The organism is Bradyrhizobium hipponense, from assembly GCF_008123965.1.
GTDB lineage: Bacteria > Pseudomonadota > Alphaproteobacteria > Rhizobiales > Xanthobacteraceae > Bradyrhizobium > Bradyrhizobium hipponense.
In genome coordinates, this window is sequence record NZ_VSTH01000155.1 from 1 (window position 1) to 16,415 (window position 16,415).

Here is a 16,415-nt window from a genome sequence, read left to right on the forward strand (position 1 = left end):
CCTTCGCCGGGACGACGGCTTGACTCTAGGCCCACCATCATATCGATCGCCCCCCTCACGATCGCTTCGAGTTCCTTCCGCGAGACGCGGGCGCGGGAGCGGATGGCTATCGAGTGCACTGTCGCGGACGCGAGTTGCGCCAGCACGGTGGGGTCGGCGCTGTCCGGCAATTCGCCCTTTTCCTTGGCGCGGCGGAAGCAATTGGCAAAGGCCTTGTCGAGCTCGGACAGACCCTCCAGCACCATGGCGCGGATGTCGGGATCGCTGACCGCTTCGGATGCCGCGGTGACCACCGTGAAGCAGCCGCGCGGACCGGCCTCGCCTGAGAGATAGATGTTCAGCGCGCAGGCGAAGATGCCCTCCAGACGCTGTCGCAGCGGCATCTCCTCGCGAAAGATCTCGGTCATCGAGGCGCGCGCTTCGTCGCGGTAGCGCTGGTAGCTCTTGATGTAGAGCTCGCGCTTGTCGCCGAAGGCGCCATAGAGGCTCGGCCGGTTCATGCCGGTGGCTTCGCTCAAGTCATCGAGCGAGGTCGCGGCAAAACCCTGCGTGCGGAACAGGTCGAGCGCCTTGCCGAGCGCGACATCGGGCTCGTAGGCACGCGGGCGGCCGCGGCGCTTGGGCTGCTCGGATGCCACCGCGGGCGGCCCCTTCTCTTTTTGTACCATTTCGCAAAATAATCCTTGACCCTCGATATAATATGCAAGACAGTACAAAAATCAATCTGGCCAGGTTGAGTTCCGAAGAAACAGGGAATTTGCCCAAGGAGGCTACAGATGGATCTTTATTTCTCGCCGCTCGCCTGTTCGATGGCGACCCGCGTCGCGCTGTATGAAGCCGGCGCCAAGGCGAACTATCTCGAAGTCAATCCGCCAACCAAGACAGTGCTGAACGACGGCTCCGACTTCCGTACCGTGAACCCGATCGGCCTCGTGCCGACGCTGCGCACCGACGAGGGCGTGGTGCTGACCGAGAACGCGGCAATCCTGCAATATGTCGCGGACCTCTTTCCGCAGTCCGGCATCGGCACGCGACCCGGGATCGATCGCACGCGGCTGCACCAATGGCTCTGCTTCATCGGCACCGAGCTGCACAAGGGCCTGTTCGTGCCCGTGCTCGACCGCAAGGCGCCGCAGGAAGCAAAAACCTACGTGCTGGAGAAGAACTTGTCGCGGCTCGACTATCTCGACAACTACCTGAAAGGCCGCGACTTCCTGCTCGATCATTTCAGCGTCGCCGACGCCTACCTCGTTACGGTGATCAACTGGACGATGGCGACGCCGCCGATCGAGCTCGCGAAATGGCCGAACGTGAAGGCCTATCACGATCGCCTGCGCCAACGACCCTCGATCGCCAGGGCAATCGCAGAAGAGTTCGAGCTGTACAAGGCCGAGCAGGCCCGGAAGAAGGCCGCGGCGTAGCGACATTCGAGAGATCGTCCCGGCCACGGCGGCCGGGACGATGGCTGCTACCTCGGCGCTTGCAGTACGACCCCATAGCGACCGTATATCCGATCGATCGCGCCGTCGTTTCGCAACCGCTCAAGGGCTCCATCGATGGCTTCGCGCAACGCATCATCCGGGCGGACCATGCCGACGGCAACGTTCCAGTTGAGATCGGTTACGCTCTCGTCACGATCCAGGACGCGGAGTGCCTTGTCCGGATGCGTCAGATTGAAATAGCTCGCCGCCGTGGGAGTAACCGCAGCGGCATCGATCTCATGGTTTAACAGGGCATCGAGGCTGTCGCTCTCGAAGCCGAAGGTCGATGTAGGCACGTGCCGTCGACTGATGATCATGGCCGCGATGGATCCGACCTGCACCCCAACCTTGGTATGCTCGTTGAGGCTCTGGAACGAGGCCAGCGTGCTGGATGGCGGCACGGCGAGTGCGACGCCCGTGCGATAATACGGTTTTGAGATCCTCAAGCGGGTTTCGCCTTGCGCCTCGCGGTCGGCAATGACATCGAGAAGGATGTCACAGCCGGCGCTCCGCATCTGGTATTGGGTGATGATCCAGTCGAGCCGCAGCGAGACGCCGAGCTCGCGTGCCAGCGCCCGGCCCAGTTCAACCTGAAAGCCGGGAGGATCGCCGGCCTTGCTCGCGAACGGAAGCGAGTTGGGATGGGCGCATAACCCGAGTACGCCGGACGAACGGATCGCGTCCAGGGTTCGCGCCTGCACCGGCCCCCACAGTCCGATGACGGCACCGACCATCAGCGAGAGAATTGCCTTCATTCCGCGTCCTCGCATCGATGCATCGGGCCTCGGCGATTCAGCCCTCGTGCGGCTTCAAGGCACGAATATATTTGATGATCTGGTCGATCTGCGCGTCAGTGAAGGTGCCGCCGAATGCCGGCATCGCGCCAGACTTGCCGTTCTTGATGCGGTTGTGAAGAAACTCGTCGTCGCGTGGCGAATTCATCAGCTGCGGCCCCTTGCCGGCGGCCCGGCCGCCGTCGGAGTGACAAAAGCCGCAAGTCCCCGCGAACAACTGCTCGACGTCGAATGTCCCGTTGTCCGGTGCGGGGGTAGCAGACTGCGCTTGAACCGGTGCAGCACAGAGCCACGAGGCGCCCAGCACCGCCGATAGCAGCGCGGTGAACTTCTTCAAATGCAATTTCAAGATATCCAGCTCCATGTCCTGAAGCATTCATGTCCTGAAGCACGCCCGCAACTTCAATGCACGGGGAGCAAGCTTGCGCCTGCTCCCCGGCAATCTGCGACGACCTATTTCAGACTGAAGACGACGAGCGCCCCGTCGTCACGCGGCATGCTCTTGTAGACGCCGCCGAAGTTCGGCGCGTACTCGTCCGCCAGCATGCCGCCAAAGCCTGCGGCCACGGCAATGTACTGTTTGCCGTTGATGGAATAACTGACGATGCCGCCCTGATGGCCGGTGCCGTTGTTGTGATTCCACAGTTCGGTCCCGGTTTCAGCGTCGTAGGCATGGAGGATGCCGCGGGAGTCGGGCACGAATACGAGATTGCCCGCGGTCGACAGGACGCTCCCAAGCGGCGGCTCGGGATAGCGAACTTCCCACTTCTTGGCCCCGGTGATGGGGTCCCGCGCGTCGAGATGTCCATAAATCTCGCCGCCCGGAGGAGGGGCCATCTTGAAATCAGCACCGATGTTGAGCTGGACCTGGGGCGTGGTGACCGGCGTCGTCTTCTGGACGTCGAGCGTCATGCACCATTCCTGGCCGATCTTGTAGTAGAGGCCCGTCTTCGGATTGTACGAGCCGGCGTTCCAGCTGACGCCGCCACCAATGAATGGGCACAGCGGCGGTTCGGTGACTTTCCCCGCGGTGAAGTCGCGGCGGCCGATCAGAGCGCCCGTCTTAGGGTCGATATCCTTGACGAAATTGATGTTCTCAACGAGCCGCCAGACATTCTTCACGGCGAGATTGCGGTCGTAGACGAAGACGAAACCGCCCTTGTTCGGATGGACCACGAACTTCTGGCCGTCACGTTCCAGCATCACAAACTCGCCAACGGCGCTGTCGAAGTCCCAGGCGTCGTGCGGCAACTCCTGATGATAGAATTTCAGCTTTCCGGTATCGATGTCGAGACCGATCACTGAACTCGTATAGAGATTGTCGCCTGGGCGCGCACCTTGCGTCTTGTAGTCGGCGCCCGACCAATCGTAGAGCGGCGCCGGATTTGCGGTGCCCCACAGGATGGTGTTGGTCTCGGAGTCGTAAGTGCCCGGCATCCAGCCGCCGCCGCCGCCCGTGCGCCAGGAGTCGCTTCCCCACGTCTTCATAGCCTCGTCGGTGCCCGCAACCGTGAGGAACTCCCACTTCTTCTTTCCAGTCGTGGCATCCACGGCGAAGATCGGGCCGCGGCCCGGCCATTCACCGCCTTGCGCTCCGATGATCACCGTACCCTTCGCGTAAAGCGGCGCACCGGTGAAACCGACCGTGAGCTTCTGCGAGTCGATTAGCCTGGTTTCCCAGAGGACCTTCCCCGACTTCATATCCAGGCCGAAAAGCCTGCCATCCATGGTGCCGACAAAGACCTTGCCCTCGCCGAGCGCCACGCCGCGGTTGTAGGGAGAATGGGTCTGGCGGGCGATCAGCACCTCGTCCAGTTCCGGAAAATGGGACCAGATCACCTCGCCCGTCGCGCCGTTCAGCGCAAAAACCCGGCTGTAAGAACCGGTGTAGTAAAGCACGCCATCAGCCACGAGCGGCATTGATTGCAGGCCACGGGTGGAGCGTCCCGGAATATGCATCCAGGCGACGCTCAGATTGCTGACATTGCTTGCATTGATCTGCGCGAGCGGGCTGTAGTGATAGGACTTGTATGAACCGTGATAGGTCAGCCAATCGTTCTGACCGGCGGACTCGATCCGCGCAGTATCCACCGATTGAGCCAGGGCTGACGACGCGATCAGCATCGCGCCGATAACAAGAAGACCTGAATTTCGCCACCGCTTTTTCATGTGCACGTCCTCCCACTTTTGCGATTATTCGACTGCATCTTTTCAAAGGCCGACTGCGTGGTGCGATTACGTTCAGTACCCGTTGGTTCCTCCCTGTACGAGCTCCCAGCAAGTTTCGATTTCTCCAGCGAGATCGCCAAAGAAGCTACGTTTGTTGGACGGGGCTGCTGTTGCCTCCTGCTCGATACATAGAGTACGCCGGATCACATGGAGTGCAACGGCGATGCGCATGCGATAGCCGTCGTAGAACGACAGGCCGGCTTACCTTTGCCTTAAGCGAACCACATTCGAAGGAGCGACTGGTGGCTTGCCGGCAGCACGGCGCCAGTCTCAGGAGCGGCTCTCTCTCCATGACGGCGCCAACAACTGCGGCATTGGCTGGCCGGCAGACAAAAGAAAACCCCCGTAAAGCGGGGGGAGTCACCGTCGTGGCTCTGTAAGTCGCCGTGAACGGAAGGCTAGCAGTCTGGCATTCCTGCGGGGCGTGCCGAAGCATTGGCGTTGGCGCTGGTAGCGGAAGAAGGAGCACTAGAAGAAGAAGTAGTGCCAGAGCTTGCTCCCGGCGCTGTTGTTGAACCGACCGTAGTGTTTCCAGACGGTCCAGTTGCAGTGGTGCCACTCATGTCGCGGACCACCTTACTGCTCACGTCCCAGCATTGCTTGAGATCATGGCCGCTCGACCCACCCGTCGAAGTTCCTTGCGCGTTTGCGAATGTGCCGCCAGCTAACATTGCGGCGCTGACCGCCGCCGATAGAAGAAGCTTCCTCATGAATTGATCTCCTCCATCATGAGCCGGCTGGAGTGCCGACGCCTCTCAATGCCGACGCGCCATCCAACGTTCCCTTGCAGCGCGAGGCATGTCCAAATAGAGAACTTCCTGCGCCTTCGACAACATGGCGGCCGGCAAACTCGGTGTGTATTGCGTTCTTCTTCCGACCGCACCAGGGCGGCGCAGGTTTAGCCGTACAGCAGCCGCGGCACGATCGTGACGATTCCGGGCCAGAGCGTCAGCAGCAGCACGAAACCGACCATGATCAGCAGGTAGGGCATCGTGACGCGCGCGATGTAGCCGAGGCCGTCGTCGGTCAGGCCTTGGATGACGAACAGGTTGAAGCCCACAGGTGGCGTGATCTGCGCCATCTCCACCGCGAGCACGAGAAAGATTCCAAACCAGATCTCGTCGAAGCCCGCTCCCTTCACGATCGGCAACACGATCGGCAGCGTCATCACGATCATCGAGAAGCCGTCGAGAAAGCAGCCGAGGATCAAATAGAAGACAATCAGCGCAACGATCAGCATGAAGGGCGACAGGCCGAGTCCCTTCACGAACGCAGCGACCGCCTGCGGAATGCCGAGGAAGGCGGCCGCGTTGCCGAGGATCGAGGCGCCGAGGACGATCAGCGCGATCATCGAGCAGGTCACGACCGAGCCGATCAGTACGTCGCGAATCACCTGCTGAGACATCGAGCCCTGTGCCCAGGCGACCAGCGCCGCGCCGAGCACGCCGACGGCGGCGGCCTCCGACGGCGTCGCAAGCCCGCCATACATCGAGCCGAGCACACAGGCGATCAGGAACAGCGCCGGCGCGAGGTCGTTCAGCGCGGCAAAGCGTTCGCGCCATGGCACCTGCGACAGCTTGGCCTCGGTCTCCGGCACCAGCGTGCCGTCGAGTGTCGTGTGCAGCATCACCCAGCCCATGAAGGTGGCGGCCAGCAACAGGCCGGGCAGCACACCGGCGGTGAAGAGCTTCAGGATCGAAACGTCGCCGAGCACGCCGTAGATGATCATGATGTTGGACGGCGGAATCAAAAAGCCGAGCGTGCCGGCGCCGGCAAGCGAGCCGATCGCGATGTCGCGCGAATAGCCGCGGCGCACGAGTTCGTTGAGCGACATGCGGCCGATCACTTGCGTGGTCGCCGCCGAGGAGCCCGAGATCGCCGCGAAGATGGTGCAGCCGATCACGTTCACATGCAGAAGCCGGCCCGGCAGAAGCCCAGCCCATGGCGCCAGCCCCTGGAACAAAGAGCGCGACAGGCGCGTGCGGAACAACAGTTCGCCCATCAGAATGAACAACGGCAGCGCCAGCAGCTCCTGCGTGGTCAGGATGTTCCAGGCGTATTGCGGCAGCAGCTTGTCGAGCGGGATCGAGCGGAACATTGCCAGCAGCAGCGTCGCGGTGAGCGCCAGCGTCAGGCCGATCCACACGCCTCCCGCCAGCAGCGCGAACAGGATCACGAAGAGGCTGACGACTTCGATGGTCATATGATCTTTTGTCCGGTGGCGAGCAGTGCAGTCATTCGACGGGAGAGGCCTTCATGCGGTGATCCTCCAGCGGCAGTCCGAGCACCGCCTGGATCGCGCGCGCCAGGAACTGGAGCGTGAGCAGCAGCATCCCGAACGTGACGACCGCTTGCGGAAACCACAGCGGGGTGTCGCTCGAGGTCGACACCTGGCCACGGACGAACGCGCCGAAGGCGAATTTAGCCATCGCCGAGGTCAAGAACGCCATGAAGGCGAAACCAGCGGCCGCCGAAAGGACTTCCATCGCACGCTGCACCGGCGGCGGCACGTTCCGCAAAAGCAGAACGACGCGGATGTGGCCGCCGACGCGCAGCGTCATCGCCGCACCGAAGGTGAACGACGCCGCCATCAGGTAGGAGGAATATTCCCAGGCGATCGAGATCGTCGGCGGAAAGAACGACAGGAAGTTCGACAGAAAGCGGGTTGCGACCTCGCACAGCATCAAGAGCGTCAGTGTGAGCAGACAGCCACCGCCGATCCAGCCGTCGAGCCGTCCGAGACGATCGATGCCATCGAGCAGGAGACGCAGCGGCGCCGGTGCCGCTGCGTTCAGGCTTTGTGGAGCTGCAGGCACTACGCTCGCCATCACCTCAGCGCTTCATTTCGGCGAGATAGGCCCGCACCGGCTTGTCTGCCGCCGGCACGCGCTTGAGGAAAGCGTCGAGCTGCGGCGCGGTCTTGTTGCGGATGTCGGTCATCATCGCATCCGAGACCGGCACCACCTCCATGCCGCCCTCCTTCAGGCGGTTGAGGCTGTCGACATCGGCCTTGAGCGAGTTTGCCCAGAATGCCGGCTCCATCTTCGCGGCAATGCCGGAAACCAGTTGCTGCTGATCGCTCGATAGCGCCTTCCAAGAGTCGAGATTGACGGTAAGCATCTGCGACGACCAGACGTGATTGGTCGGGTAGACGAACTTCAAGAATTCCCAGAACTTGCCGTCGACACCCGACACCGCCGAGGTGGACACGCCCGAGACCGCGCCGGAGGCCAGCGCAGGAATGGTCTCGCCCCAGGGGATCATCACCGGTGCCATACCGACCACCGCCAGCATGTCGACGGCGTTTTTGTCAGGCACGCGGATCTTGATGTTCTTCAGGCCCTCGACATCGGCGATCTTCACCTTGAGGTGCAGATACTGCGTCGGCCACGGCACGATGTAGAGAATCTTCTGATTATTGCGCGCGGCAACCTTCTCGTATTCGGGCCGGACGTATTTGTGCAGCACCTTCAATTCATCCATCGAGCTGCACAGGAACGGAATGCTCTCCACGCCCATGAAGGGCTCATCGCCAACCTGCTGGATGTTGAGGACATCGGCGAGCGGCACCAGGCCGTCGCGCACGGCGCGCAGGTGCTCGGGTCCCTTGAACCCGAGCTGGCCGCCGGCTTTCACGGTGATCGCGACGCCGCCGCCGGTCTGCTTCTTCACTTCCTCGGCAAAAGCGAAAGCGTTCTGGGTGTGGAAATTGCCGTCGGGCCACACCGTCGACATGTCCCAGCTCACCGTCGCAGCCCGGGCGCGGGTCGAGATCTGGCCGGCGGCGAGCAGCGTCGCTGCGCCCGCGGTGAAGCTCCGTCGCGTGATCATTTGTCTCTCCGTTCGTTACCTACGCACGCCGACTCGTCACCGCGCGTAACCATAAACCGCAACTGCATTGTCTGATGACACCAGGCCGCTCTCGACGTCGTCCTCGATCGCCGCGCGATCGCGCATCGTGGGAGCACCGATGCCGGCACCGCCGGGCGTCAGCACCACCAGCCTGTCGTCCGGCGGCACCTGCTGAAAGCCCTTTCCGCGCAGCTTCTTTCCGGACTTGAGGCCGACATAGCCGGCCTCGCCGTCACGCCCGCCATCGCGGCCGCGTGGCGGATGCTCGATGCGGTCGAAGGCCGCCAGGATGTCGAAGGGAGCATCGACGCCGCTGCCGACCTCGATGATCTGGCCGAGGCCGCCGCGGGTGCGCCCTGCCCCACCGGAATCCGGACGCAGCTCCTTGCGCCAGAAGATCAGTGGCGTCTGCGTCTCCGCGATCTCGACCGGCGTGCCGCGCACGCCACTGGGATAGGCGGTGGCCGACAGCCCGTCCTTCGCAAAGCGCGCGCCGGTGCCGCCATTGCTGGTCACCGCCATCGAGAACCCGTAATTGCCGCCGGTGCCAGAACGGGTCTGTCCACGCACATTGAGATTCCACAGGCAGGAGGTGCCTTCCGCCGGCACGTCCTCGGGGATGATCTGGCGCAGGCAGCCGAACACGACATCGGGCAACATCTGGCCGATGATGTGCCGCGAGGCGACCGGCGCGGGCTTCGGCGCATTGAGGATCGCGCCAGGGGGCGCCGACACCGTCAGCGGCGAGAGCGAACCGGCATTGTTCGGAATCTGCGAGGCGACGACGCAGCCGAGGCCGAACACGGTGTAGGCCGTGGTGTAGGACAAGGGCACGTTGATGCCGAACTTCGAGGCCGGCGAGGTGCCGTCGAAATCGACGTGGATGCCCGCGTCCGAAATCGTCAGCGTCGCGGCCAGCGTCACCGGCACGTCGTAGCCGTCGACGACCATGCTGTTGCGCCAGCTTCCGTTCGGCAGTTTTGCGATCTCGGCGAGCACGGCCTCACGCGACCGGTCGCAGATGTAGTCGCCGAGCCCGTCGAGCGTGTCGATGCCGAACTCGGTCATCATCTCGACCAGGCGCTCGCAGCCGACGTCGTTGCAGCCCGCGAGCGAATAGGTGTCGCCTTCGGTGTCGATCGGCAGCCGGGTGTTGGTGCGGATCATCGCCATCAGCGTCTCGTTGACGACGCCCTGGTCGATCAGCTTCAGCATCGGGATGTAGAGCCCCTCCATGAACACGTCGGTGGCATCAGGTCCGAAGCCGATGCCGCCGATGTCCATGAGATGGCTGGTGCAGGAGAACAGCGCGACCGGCTTGCCGTCCTTGAAGCAGGGCGTCGTGACGACGAAGTCGTTAAGATGGCCGGTGCCCATCCAGGGATCGTTGGTGATGTAGGCGTCGCCCTCCTTCATCGTCTCAATCGGAAAATGCGCGATGAAGTGCTTGACCGATTCCGCCATCGAGTTGACGTGGCCCGGCGTGCCTGTCACCGCCTGCGCCAACATCCGGCCCTTGAGGTCGAACACGCCGGCCGACAGATCGCCGCATTCGCGCACGATCGGGCTGAAGGCCGTGCGCAAAAGCACCTGCGCCTGCTCCTCGACCACGGCGATCAGCCGGTGCCACATGATCTGGAGATCGATCAGGCTCGCGCCGCTTGGCTTGCTCATGGTTACGCCGCCTTCCGTTCCATGACGATGCTGCCGGCACCGTCGATATGGGCGTCAAAACTGGTTGAAACGAAGGTCGAGGTTTCGTCCTCCGCGATCACCGCCGGGCCCGCGATGGTCGCACCCGGCGCCATGTCCTCACGGCGATAAAGCGGAATCTCGATCACCTCCCCGGCCCGGCCGTCAAAGAATTTGCGGCTGCCGGACGCCTTGCCGGCGGGCATGCGTGCCACATCGGCGACGCGCGGTGGATTGCGCGCCTCGGTGGTGGCGAGCACCGACCAGCTCAGCACCTCGATCGCGGCGCCCGGGATCGACCGTTCGAACATCGCCGCATAATCAGCCTCGAACTGTTGGCGCAGGCCGGCAAGATCGGCGCTCGCCAGCCGCCGGTTCGGCAGCGCGACCGAGATCTCGTGGCCCTGGCCGACATAGCGCATGAAAGCGGCACGCCGCTCGCGCACCGGCGCGCCGGCGGCGCCGGGCTCGACCAGCGCGCGCGCTTCGATCGCCATCTCCTGCAAAAGGTCAGAGACCGCCTCGGTGTCGAAATCGTCGAGCCGGACGTGGCGACTGCGCACCAGCTCATAGGCGATCGGGGCCGCAAGAAAGCCGACGGCCGAGCCGACACCGGCGTTCGACGGTACGATTACCCGGGAAACGCCGATCTTCTCGGCGACGCGCGCCGCATGCAGCGGTGCAGCGCCCCCGAAGGCGATCAGCGTGTGCTGGCCAACCACCGCGCCGCGCTCGACCGCATGCACGCGCGCCGCGCTCGCCATGTTCTCGCAGACGACCTCGTGCACGGCATAGGCCGCGGTTTCCGCCGACAGCCCCAGCGGCCCGCCGACGGCACGCAGCAGCGCCTGCTTCGACAGCTCTGGGCTGAGCCTGATCGTGCCGCCCGCAAAGGCGTCGGGATCGATCAGGCCGAGCGCGACATCCGCGTCCGTCACGGCCGGCCGCAGGCCGCCGCGGTCGTAGCAGGCAGGTCCCGGCTCCGACGAGGCGCTCTCTGGACCGACAGTGACGCGCTTCATGGCGTCGACATGGGCAATCGAACCGCCGCCGGCGCCGATCTCGACCATCTCGATCACGGGAATGCGCACCGGCAGGCCGGAGCCCTTGAGGAAGCGTGCGGCGCGATCGACCTCGAACACGCGCGAGGTCTCGGGTTGGTATTTCTCGATCAGGCAGATTTTTGCCGTGGTGCCGCCCATGTCGAACGAGAGCACCCTGCTCTCGCCAAGGCGCGCAGCGATTTGCGCTGCAAAGATGGCGCCCCCGGCAGGCCCGGATTCGACCAGGCGAACCGGAAAGCGCCGCGCAGTCTCGATCGAGGTCACGCCGCCGCCCGAGGTGACGAGGTAAATCGCGCCGCGGAACTGTTCGACCAGCAATGCGTCCGCCATGCGCGCAAGATAACCGTCGATCAGGGGTTGCACATAGGCATTGGCCACTGCGGTGGAGGTGCGTTCATATTCACGGATCTCCGGACACACCGCGGACGACACCGTCACCGAGATGCCGGGCATTTCCTCCTGCAGGATCGCAGCCGCGCGGCGCTCGTGCTCGGGATTGGCGTAGGAATGCAGGAAGGCGATCGCGACGCTCTCGACGTTCAGCGTGCGCAATTTCGGCGCGAGCGAGCGCACCGCCATCTCGTCGAGCGGGAGGCGAACGGCGCCGTGGGCGTCGATGCGCTCGGGCACGGTGAAGCGAAGGCTGCGCGGCGCCAGCGGCTTCGGCTTGTCGATGGACAGATCGTATTGATCGTAGCGGCTCTCGGTGCCGATATCGAGCACGTCGCGGAAGCCTTCGGTCGCAACCAGCGCGGTCTTGGCGCCGCGCCGTTCGATGATGGCATTGGTTGCGAGCGTGGTGCCGTGAATGAAGACGTCGATATCGCTGATACGCGCGCGTGCATCGGCGAGAATGAGACGCATCCCGTCCAGCACCGCTTCCTCGGGCCGCGCCGGCGTCGTCAGCACCTTGCGCGTCTTGCGATTCAATCCGACGTCCAGCACGATATCCGTGAACGTGCCACCGATATCGACGGCAAGCCGCACTTCGGCTCCCTCAACCATTCCAAAATTCTCCGTGCTGATCGTCAAGACCGGGGAAGAAAATCACAGCAAATTCCATGCCAGCGACCACGCCGGCAGCGCCACGTCGCCATTCTGCTTGGCACCCATGCAATAGGCAAGGCGTGTTCGCCTCGCGCGGCTCAGAGCAGGAATGCAAGCGCCGCTTCGCAGCGCTCCTCGACCTTGAGCGCGAGCAGATCGTCGGCGCGGGTGCGTCCGAGATTAACCGCCGCGATCGGGATTTGCCGGCGCGCAGCCGTCTGCACGAAGCGAAAGCCGGAATAAACCATCAGCGAGGAGCCGACGACCAGCATGGCGTCGGCCTGCTCCAGATGATCCTGCGCGGTCGCGACGATGTCGCGGGGAACGTTCTCGCCGAAGAACACGACGTCGGGCTTGAGAATGCCGCCGCAGGAGTCGCAAGCCGGCACATTGAAGGACGAGAAATCCGCATGCTCCAGATCGGCGTCACCGTCGGGCGCATCCGCGGCATCGAGCGTCAGCCAGTCCGCATTGGCGCGGCCAAGCGCATCCTGGAATTCGTTGCGCGGCATCTTCTGTCCGCACCCCATGCAGCGGACCAGATCGAGCCGGCCGTGCAGATCGATCACCTGCCGGTGGCCGGCGGATTGATGCAGCCGGTCGACGTTCTGGGTCAGCAGCATCTCGCACCGCCCGCTGGCCTCGAGCCGGGCGAGCGCGTGATGGGCATCGTTCGGCCTCGCCTGGCCGAACCGCCGCCATCCGATCAAGCTGCGGGCCCAATAGCGCCGGCGGGTATGCTCGTCCGACATGAAGGCCTGGAAATTGACCGGCTGGGTCCGCTTCCAGTTGCCGTGACTGTCGCGATAGTCGGGAATGCCCGAATTCGTGCTACAGCCGGCGCCGGTTAGCACGAACAGACGTTCGTGCCGGCCGACGAAATCTTCGAGCGGACGGTTTGCCAGCGGAGCATTTATCATGGCGCAGATGTAGTCTGCGGCGCCCGCTTTTGCCAGAGAGCCGAAGCCCGCTAACTCGCCCAGTTGTCGCGAAACTCCGGGAATAACGTCAGACCTCCGCAGGCGTAGATGGTTTGTCCGGTGATGTAGCTCGCGTCATCCGAGGCGAGAAATGCGAAGACCGCGGCGATCTCTTCCGGCGTTCCGACGCGACCGAGAGGGATGTGGCTGCTGACTACGCCGCGCTTCTCGGGATCGCCGGTCCAGGCCGCGTTGATCGGCGTATCGATTGCGCCCGGCCCGACCGCGTTGACACGGATGCCGCGGCCGGCGAATTCGAGCGCCAGCGTGCGCGTCAGATTGGCCATGCCGCCCTTGCTGATCGAATAGGCGAGATAGCCGGGTTTCGGGATCAGCTGGTGCACGCTCGAGCAGTTGATGATGCTGCCGCCTCCCCCGCGCGTGACGAAATGCGCCAGCGCCTTCTGCGCGCAGATCACGGCGCCGTTCAGATTGACGTCGATGATGCGGCGATAGGTTTCGACGTCCAGCGCCTCGCTCGGCGATTCTCGCTGGAATCCGGCATTGTTGACGAGACAGTCGAGCCGTTTGCAGCGTGCCAGGATCGCCTCGAACATCGCGACGATTTCCTGCTCGTTGCCGATATCGGCCTTGACGATGAAATGATCGAGCCTGCCGTGGCCGCGATCGCTCGATGCGGTACGCGCGAGCGCGAGCGTCTCCTCGGCCTTCTCGGGATGACCGAAATAGTTGATGGCAACCGTCGCGCCTTCCTGGGCGAGGCGGATGGCGACGGCGCGCCCGATGCCTTGGGACGCACCGGTCACGAGCGCATATTGCCCGAGAAGGCGCGAGGGAAACTGGGTCGAGCGATCGGTCTGTGGCATGATTTTTCTCCGGAACGCTTCATTATCGACGCAACGCGCGTTTTGTTCCACCCCTCACTGCATCCCTGGGAGTCACTCCCCGCGGCGCGTGAGCGGCGAGGTCAGGATCTGGTACAGGATGATGGCGCCAAAGGTTGCGGTGCCGATCCGCCAATCAGCAGCGTCGAATAGACTTTCGTTGCCGCCATGACGCCGATGTTCTCGGCATAAGTGGTGACGCCGGTGCCGCCGCCGCGGGCCGACACGATCGTCGCAAAACTGTCACCGAGAAACGCCCGTCCGAGGAAGCCATCGAGGCTCCACCCCGTCATCGCACCGATGGCCTTGACGTGGCCGAGGTTCTCCGCGACGAAGATGATCGCGACCGGGGCGATCAGGACAATCGCGTCTTCGGAGCCCGTTGCGATCGACATGTTCCCCCGAATTACGCTGCAGCGATTGATCTTCGTGCGATCCGACAAAAATGTGATTGTCGCTTCCGCGGCTGCCATCACATGATGCAAATCAAGCAAGATCAATATGTTCCGGGGCACACTCTATGACACAAGTCGCGATCCAGCCAGCCATCCATCGCCGGCGTCAGCCCTGGTACAAGATCCTCTACATCCAGGTCCTGATCGCGATCGCGCTCGGGGTGCTCATCGGCTATTCCTATCCCGATCTCGGCAAGGCGCTGAAGCCGCTCGGCGACGGCTTCATCGCGCTGATCAAGATGATGATCGCGCCGGTGATCTTCTGCACCGTGGTGCACGGCATCTCATCGATGGGCGACCTTAAGCGCGTCGGCCGGGTCGGGCTGAAGTCGCTGATCTATTTTGAGATGGTCTCGACGGTGGCGCTCGCGGTCGGCCTGCTCGTCGGCGAAGTGCTCCAGCCCGGGCACGGCTTCAACATCGATCCGGCCACGATCGATCCGAAGTCGGTGGCGACCTACGTCACCAAGGCCAAGGAAGAGGGCATCGTCGCCCATCTGATGGCGATCATTCCCGACAGCTATCTGGGCGCGATCGCGCGCGGCGATTTGCTCCAAGTGCTGCTGATCTCGATCCTGTCGGGTTTCGCCATCGCCTTCCTCGGCAAGGCCGGCGAGCCGATCGCGGACGCCGTCGACAAGGCCGCAAAGATGTTCTTCGGTATCATCCGCATTATCGTGCGCGTCGCTCCGATCGGCGCCTTCGGGGCGATGGCGTTCACCGTCGGCGCCTACGGCCTCGGCTCGCTGCTCAACCTCGCCGCGCTGATCGGCACCTTCTACCTGACCAGCATCCTGTTCGTGCTGATCGTGCTCGGTTCGATCGCGCGGCTCGCCGGCTTCTCGATCCTGCGTTTCATCGCCTACATCAAGGACGAGCTGCTGATCGTGCTCGGCACCTCGTCGTCGGAGACGGTGCTGCCGCAGATGATCCAGAAGATGGAGCATCTCGGCGCCTCGCGCTCGGTCGTCGGCCTCGTGATCCCGACCGGCTACAGCTTCAATCTCGACGGCACCAACATCTACATGACGTTGGCGACGCTGTTTCTGGCGCAGGCGACCAATACCCATCTGACGATCTGGCAGGAGCTCGGTATTCTCGGCATCGCCATGATCACCTCGAAGGGCGCCTCGGGCGTCACCGGTGCCGGCTTCATCACGCTCGCAGCGACGCTGTCGATCGTGCCGGATATTCCGATCCAGTCGATCGCGATCCTGGTCGGCATCGACAAGTTCATGAGCGAATGCCGCGCGCTGACCAATCTGATCGGCAACGGCGTCGCCTGCGTCGTCATCAGCATCTCCGAAGGCGAGCTCGACCGCGACGCGCTGCATGAGGCCATGGCCCACCCGTTCGAGATGGGCGAGGCCTTGGAACCGGGCGGCCGCGCGTGAGGCCGCGCCTGTCCCCAGTTCGGTTGCGGTAGTTTCCCGGACTAGAAAATCAGTACGCCACAAGTCACAACTGGTGGCATTGGGATCACGGATTGATATTCAATCTTTCCGCCCGGCGCGCTGGGGGCAGGGCGTCGGGCTTTTGGAAATAGCGACGTGGAGGGACGCTCGGGAGATCGGCGCGCCTCCTTTGACGACGGATGGGCCTGCCTTTCGGCCGCCTCAGCCCTTGAGCGCGGTGACCACCACCTCGATCAGCGCGCCGCCGCCGAGATCGGCGACGCCGACGGTGGCTCGCGTGGGCAGGTTGTCGCCGAAAAATTCGGTCCAGACCGCATCCATCTCCTTTTTCTTGGACAGGTCCGTGACGAAGATCGAGGTGCTGACGACGCGCCTCTTATCCGTGCCCGCCTCCTTCAGATAGCCGGCGATCTTGCCGAGGATGTTGCGGGTCTGCTCGCCCATGGAAACGCTGGTGTCGTCGGCGATGGTGCCGCCGAGGAAGACGAAGCCGCCTGCTTCGACGGCGCGGTGCATGATGGGCGTACGGATGCTGCGGGTGATGCTCATGATGTCCTCTCG

At 63.5% G+C, this 16,415-nt stretch carries 14 protein-coding genes and 1 pseudogene; 2 read left to right on the plus strand and 13 right to left on the minus strand.

Annotated elements, in window-relative coordinates:
- Positions 1-668 (minus strand): TetR/AcrR family transcriptional regulator (locus FXV83_RS36035; RefSeq protein ID WP_148744288.1); only part of this gene is annotated, 668 nt, incomplete at its 3' end.
- Between the two features lie 108 nt (positions 669-776).
- Between FXV83_RS36035 and FXV83_RS36040 the strand changes: the two genes are divergently transcribed.
- Entirely contained in the window at positions 777-1,421 is a 645-nt protein-coding gene (locus FXV83_RS36040; protein WP_148744289.1) for a glutathione binding-like protein, read from the plus strand.
- Between the two features lie 47 nt (positions 1,422-1,468).
- On the opposite strand, the gene FXV83_RS36045 is transcribed toward FXV83_RS36040, so the two are convergent.
- From FXV83_RS36045 to FXV83_RS36095, 11 genes and pseudogenes are all read right to left on the minus strand, one after another.
- Entirely contained in the window at positions 1,469-2,236 is a 768-nt protein-coding gene (locus FXV83_RS36045; RefSeq protein ID WP_187436403.1) for a substrate-binding periplasmic protein, read from the minus strand.
- Positions 2,237-2,273: 37 nt separating this feature from the next.
- Entirely contained in the window at positions 2,274-2,651 is a 378-nt protein-coding gene (locus FXV83_RS36050; RefSeq protein WP_235940480.1) for a c-type cytochrome, read from the minus strand.
- A gap of 77 nt (positions 2,652-2,728) precedes the next feature.
- Entirely contained in the window at positions 2,729-4,444 is a 1,716-nt protein-coding gene (locus FXV83_RS36055) for a pyrroloquinoline quinone-dependent dehydrogenase (RefSeq protein WP_148744291.1), read from the minus strand.
- Positions 4,445-5,402: 958 nt separating this feature from the next.
- Positions 5,403-6,707: a TRAP transporter large permease gene (locus FXV83_RS36060; RefSeq protein ID WP_148744292.1), complete on the minus strand. Its 1,305-nt coding sequence runs from the start codon at positions 6,705-6,707 to the stop codon at positions 5,403-5,405.
- A gap of 31 nt (positions 6,708-6,738) precedes the next feature.
- Positions 6,739-7,332, minus strand: a complete 594-nt coding sequence (locus tag FXV83_RS36065) for a TRAP transporter small permease subunit (protein WP_148744324.1) — start codon at positions 7,330-7,332, stop codon at positions 6,739-6,741.
- 4 nt (positions 7,333-7,336) lie between these two features.
- Complete coding sequence (locus FXV83_RS36070) at positions 7,337-8,335, minus strand: TRAP transporter substrate-binding protein (protein ID WP_148744293.1); 999 nt, start codon at positions 8,333-8,335, stop codon at positions 7,337-7,339.
- A gap of 36 nt (positions 8,336-8,371) precedes the next feature.
- Positions 8,372-10,030, minus strand: a complete 1,659-nt coding sequence (locus FXV83_RS36075; protein WP_148744294.1) for a hydantoinase B/oxoprolinase family protein — start codon at positions 10,028-10,030, stop codon at positions 8,372-8,374.
- 2 nt (positions 10,031-10,032) lie between these two features.
- Positions 10,033-12,117: a hydantoinase/oxoprolinase family protein gene (locus tag FXV83_RS36080; RefSeq protein WP_148744295.1), complete on the minus strand. Its 2,085-nt coding sequence runs from the start codon at positions 12,115-12,117 to the stop codon at positions 10,033-10,035.
- Between the two features lie 140 nt (positions 12,118-12,257).
- Positions 12,258-13,079 carry an NAD-dependent protein deacetylase gene (locus tag FXV83_RS36085; RefSeq protein ID WP_148744296.1) on the minus strand — a complete coding sequence of 274 codons (822 nt, stop codon included), beginning with the start codon at positions 13,077-13,079 and terminating at the stop codon, positions 12,258-12,260.
- Between the two features lie 50 nt (positions 13,080-13,129).
- Positions 13,130-13,966, minus strand: a complete 837-nt coding sequence (locus FXV83_RS36090) for an SDR family oxidoreductase (protein WP_148744297.1) — start codon at positions 13,964-13,966, stop codon at positions 13,130-13,132.
- Positions 13,967-14,106: 140 nt separating this feature from the next.
- Positions 14,107-14,361, minus strand: a pseudogene (locus FXV83_RS36095) (solute carrier family 23 protein); the annotation flags it as partial.
- 143 nt (positions 14,362-14,504) lie between these two features.
- Here FXV83_RS36095 and FXV83_RS36100 point away from each other — a divergent pair.
- Positions 14,505-15,833 carry a dicarboxylate/amino acid:cation symporter gene (locus FXV83_RS36100; RefSeq protein WP_148744298.1) on the plus strand — a complete coding sequence of 443 codons (1,329 nt, stop codon included), beginning with the start codon at positions 14,505-14,507 and terminating at the stop codon, positions 15,831-15,833.
- 222 nt (positions 15,834-16,055) lie between these two features.
- Here the strand turns inward: FXV83_RS36100 and FXV83_RS36105 are convergent, their stop codons facing one another.
- Positions 16,056-16,403, minus strand: coding sequence for a RidA family protein (locus FXV83_RS36105; protein ID WP_148744299.1), 348 nt, complete (start codon positions 16,401-16,403; stop codon positions 16,056-16,058).
- Positions 16,404-16,415: the final 12 nt, after the last annotated feature.

Excerpts from the sequence above, each read along its gene's own strand:
- FXV83_RS36040 (WP_148744289.1), top strand. The coding sequence starts at position 777 with ATGGATCTTTATTTCTCGCCGCTCGCCTGTTCGATGGCGACCCGCGTC.
- FXV83_RS36045 (WP_187436403.1), bottom strand. The coding sequence starts at position 2,236 with ATGAAGGCAATTCTCTCGCTGATGGTCGGTGCCGTCATCGGACTGTGG.
- FXV83_RS36050 (WP_235940480.1), bottom strand. The coding sequence starts at position 2,651 with ATGCTTCAGGACATGGAGCTGGATATCTTGAAATTGCATTTGAAGAAG.
- FXV83_RS36055 (WP_148744291.1), bottom strand. The coding sequence starts at position 4,444 with ATGAAAAAGCGGTGGCGAAATTCAGGTCTTCTTGTTATCGGCGCGATG.
- FXV83_RS36060 (WP_148744292.1), bottom strand. The coding sequence starts at position 6,707 with ATGACCATCGAAGTCGTCAGCCTCTTCGTGATCCTGTTCGCGCTGCTG.
- FXV83_RS36065 (WP_148744324.1), bottom strand. The coding sequence starts at position 7,332 with ATGGCGAGCGTAGTGCCTGCAGCTCCACAAAGCCTGAACGCAGCGGCA.
- FXV83_RS36070 (WP_148744293.1), bottom strand. The coding sequence starts at position 8,335 with ATGATCACGCGACGGAGCTTCACCGCGGGCGCAGCGACGCTGCTCGCC.
- FXV83_RS36075 (WP_148744294.1), bottom strand. The coding sequence starts at position 10,030 with ATGAGCAAGCCAAGCGGCGCGAGCCTGATCGATCTCCAGATCATGTGG.
- FXV83_RS36080 (WP_148744295.1), bottom strand. The coding sequence starts at position 12,117 with ATGGTTGAGGGAGCCGAAGTGCGGCTTGCCGTCGATATCGGTGGCACG.
- FXV83_RS36085 (WP_148744296.1), bottom strand. The coding sequence starts at position 13,079 with ATGATAAATGCTCCGCTGGCAAACCGTCCGCTCGAAGATTTCGTCGGC.
- FXV83_RS36090 (WP_148744297.1), bottom strand. The coding sequence starts at position 13,966 with ATGCCACAGACCGATCGCTCGACCCAGTTTCCCTCGCGCCTTCTCGGG.
- FXV83_RS36100 (WP_148744298.1), top strand. The coding sequence starts at position 14,505 with ATGACACAAGTCGCGATCCAGCCAGCCATCCATCGCCGGCGTCAGCCC.
- FXV83_RS36105 (WP_148744299.1), bottom strand. The coding sequence starts at position 16,403 with ATGAGCATCACCCGCAGCATCCGTACGCCCATCATGCACCGCGCCGTC.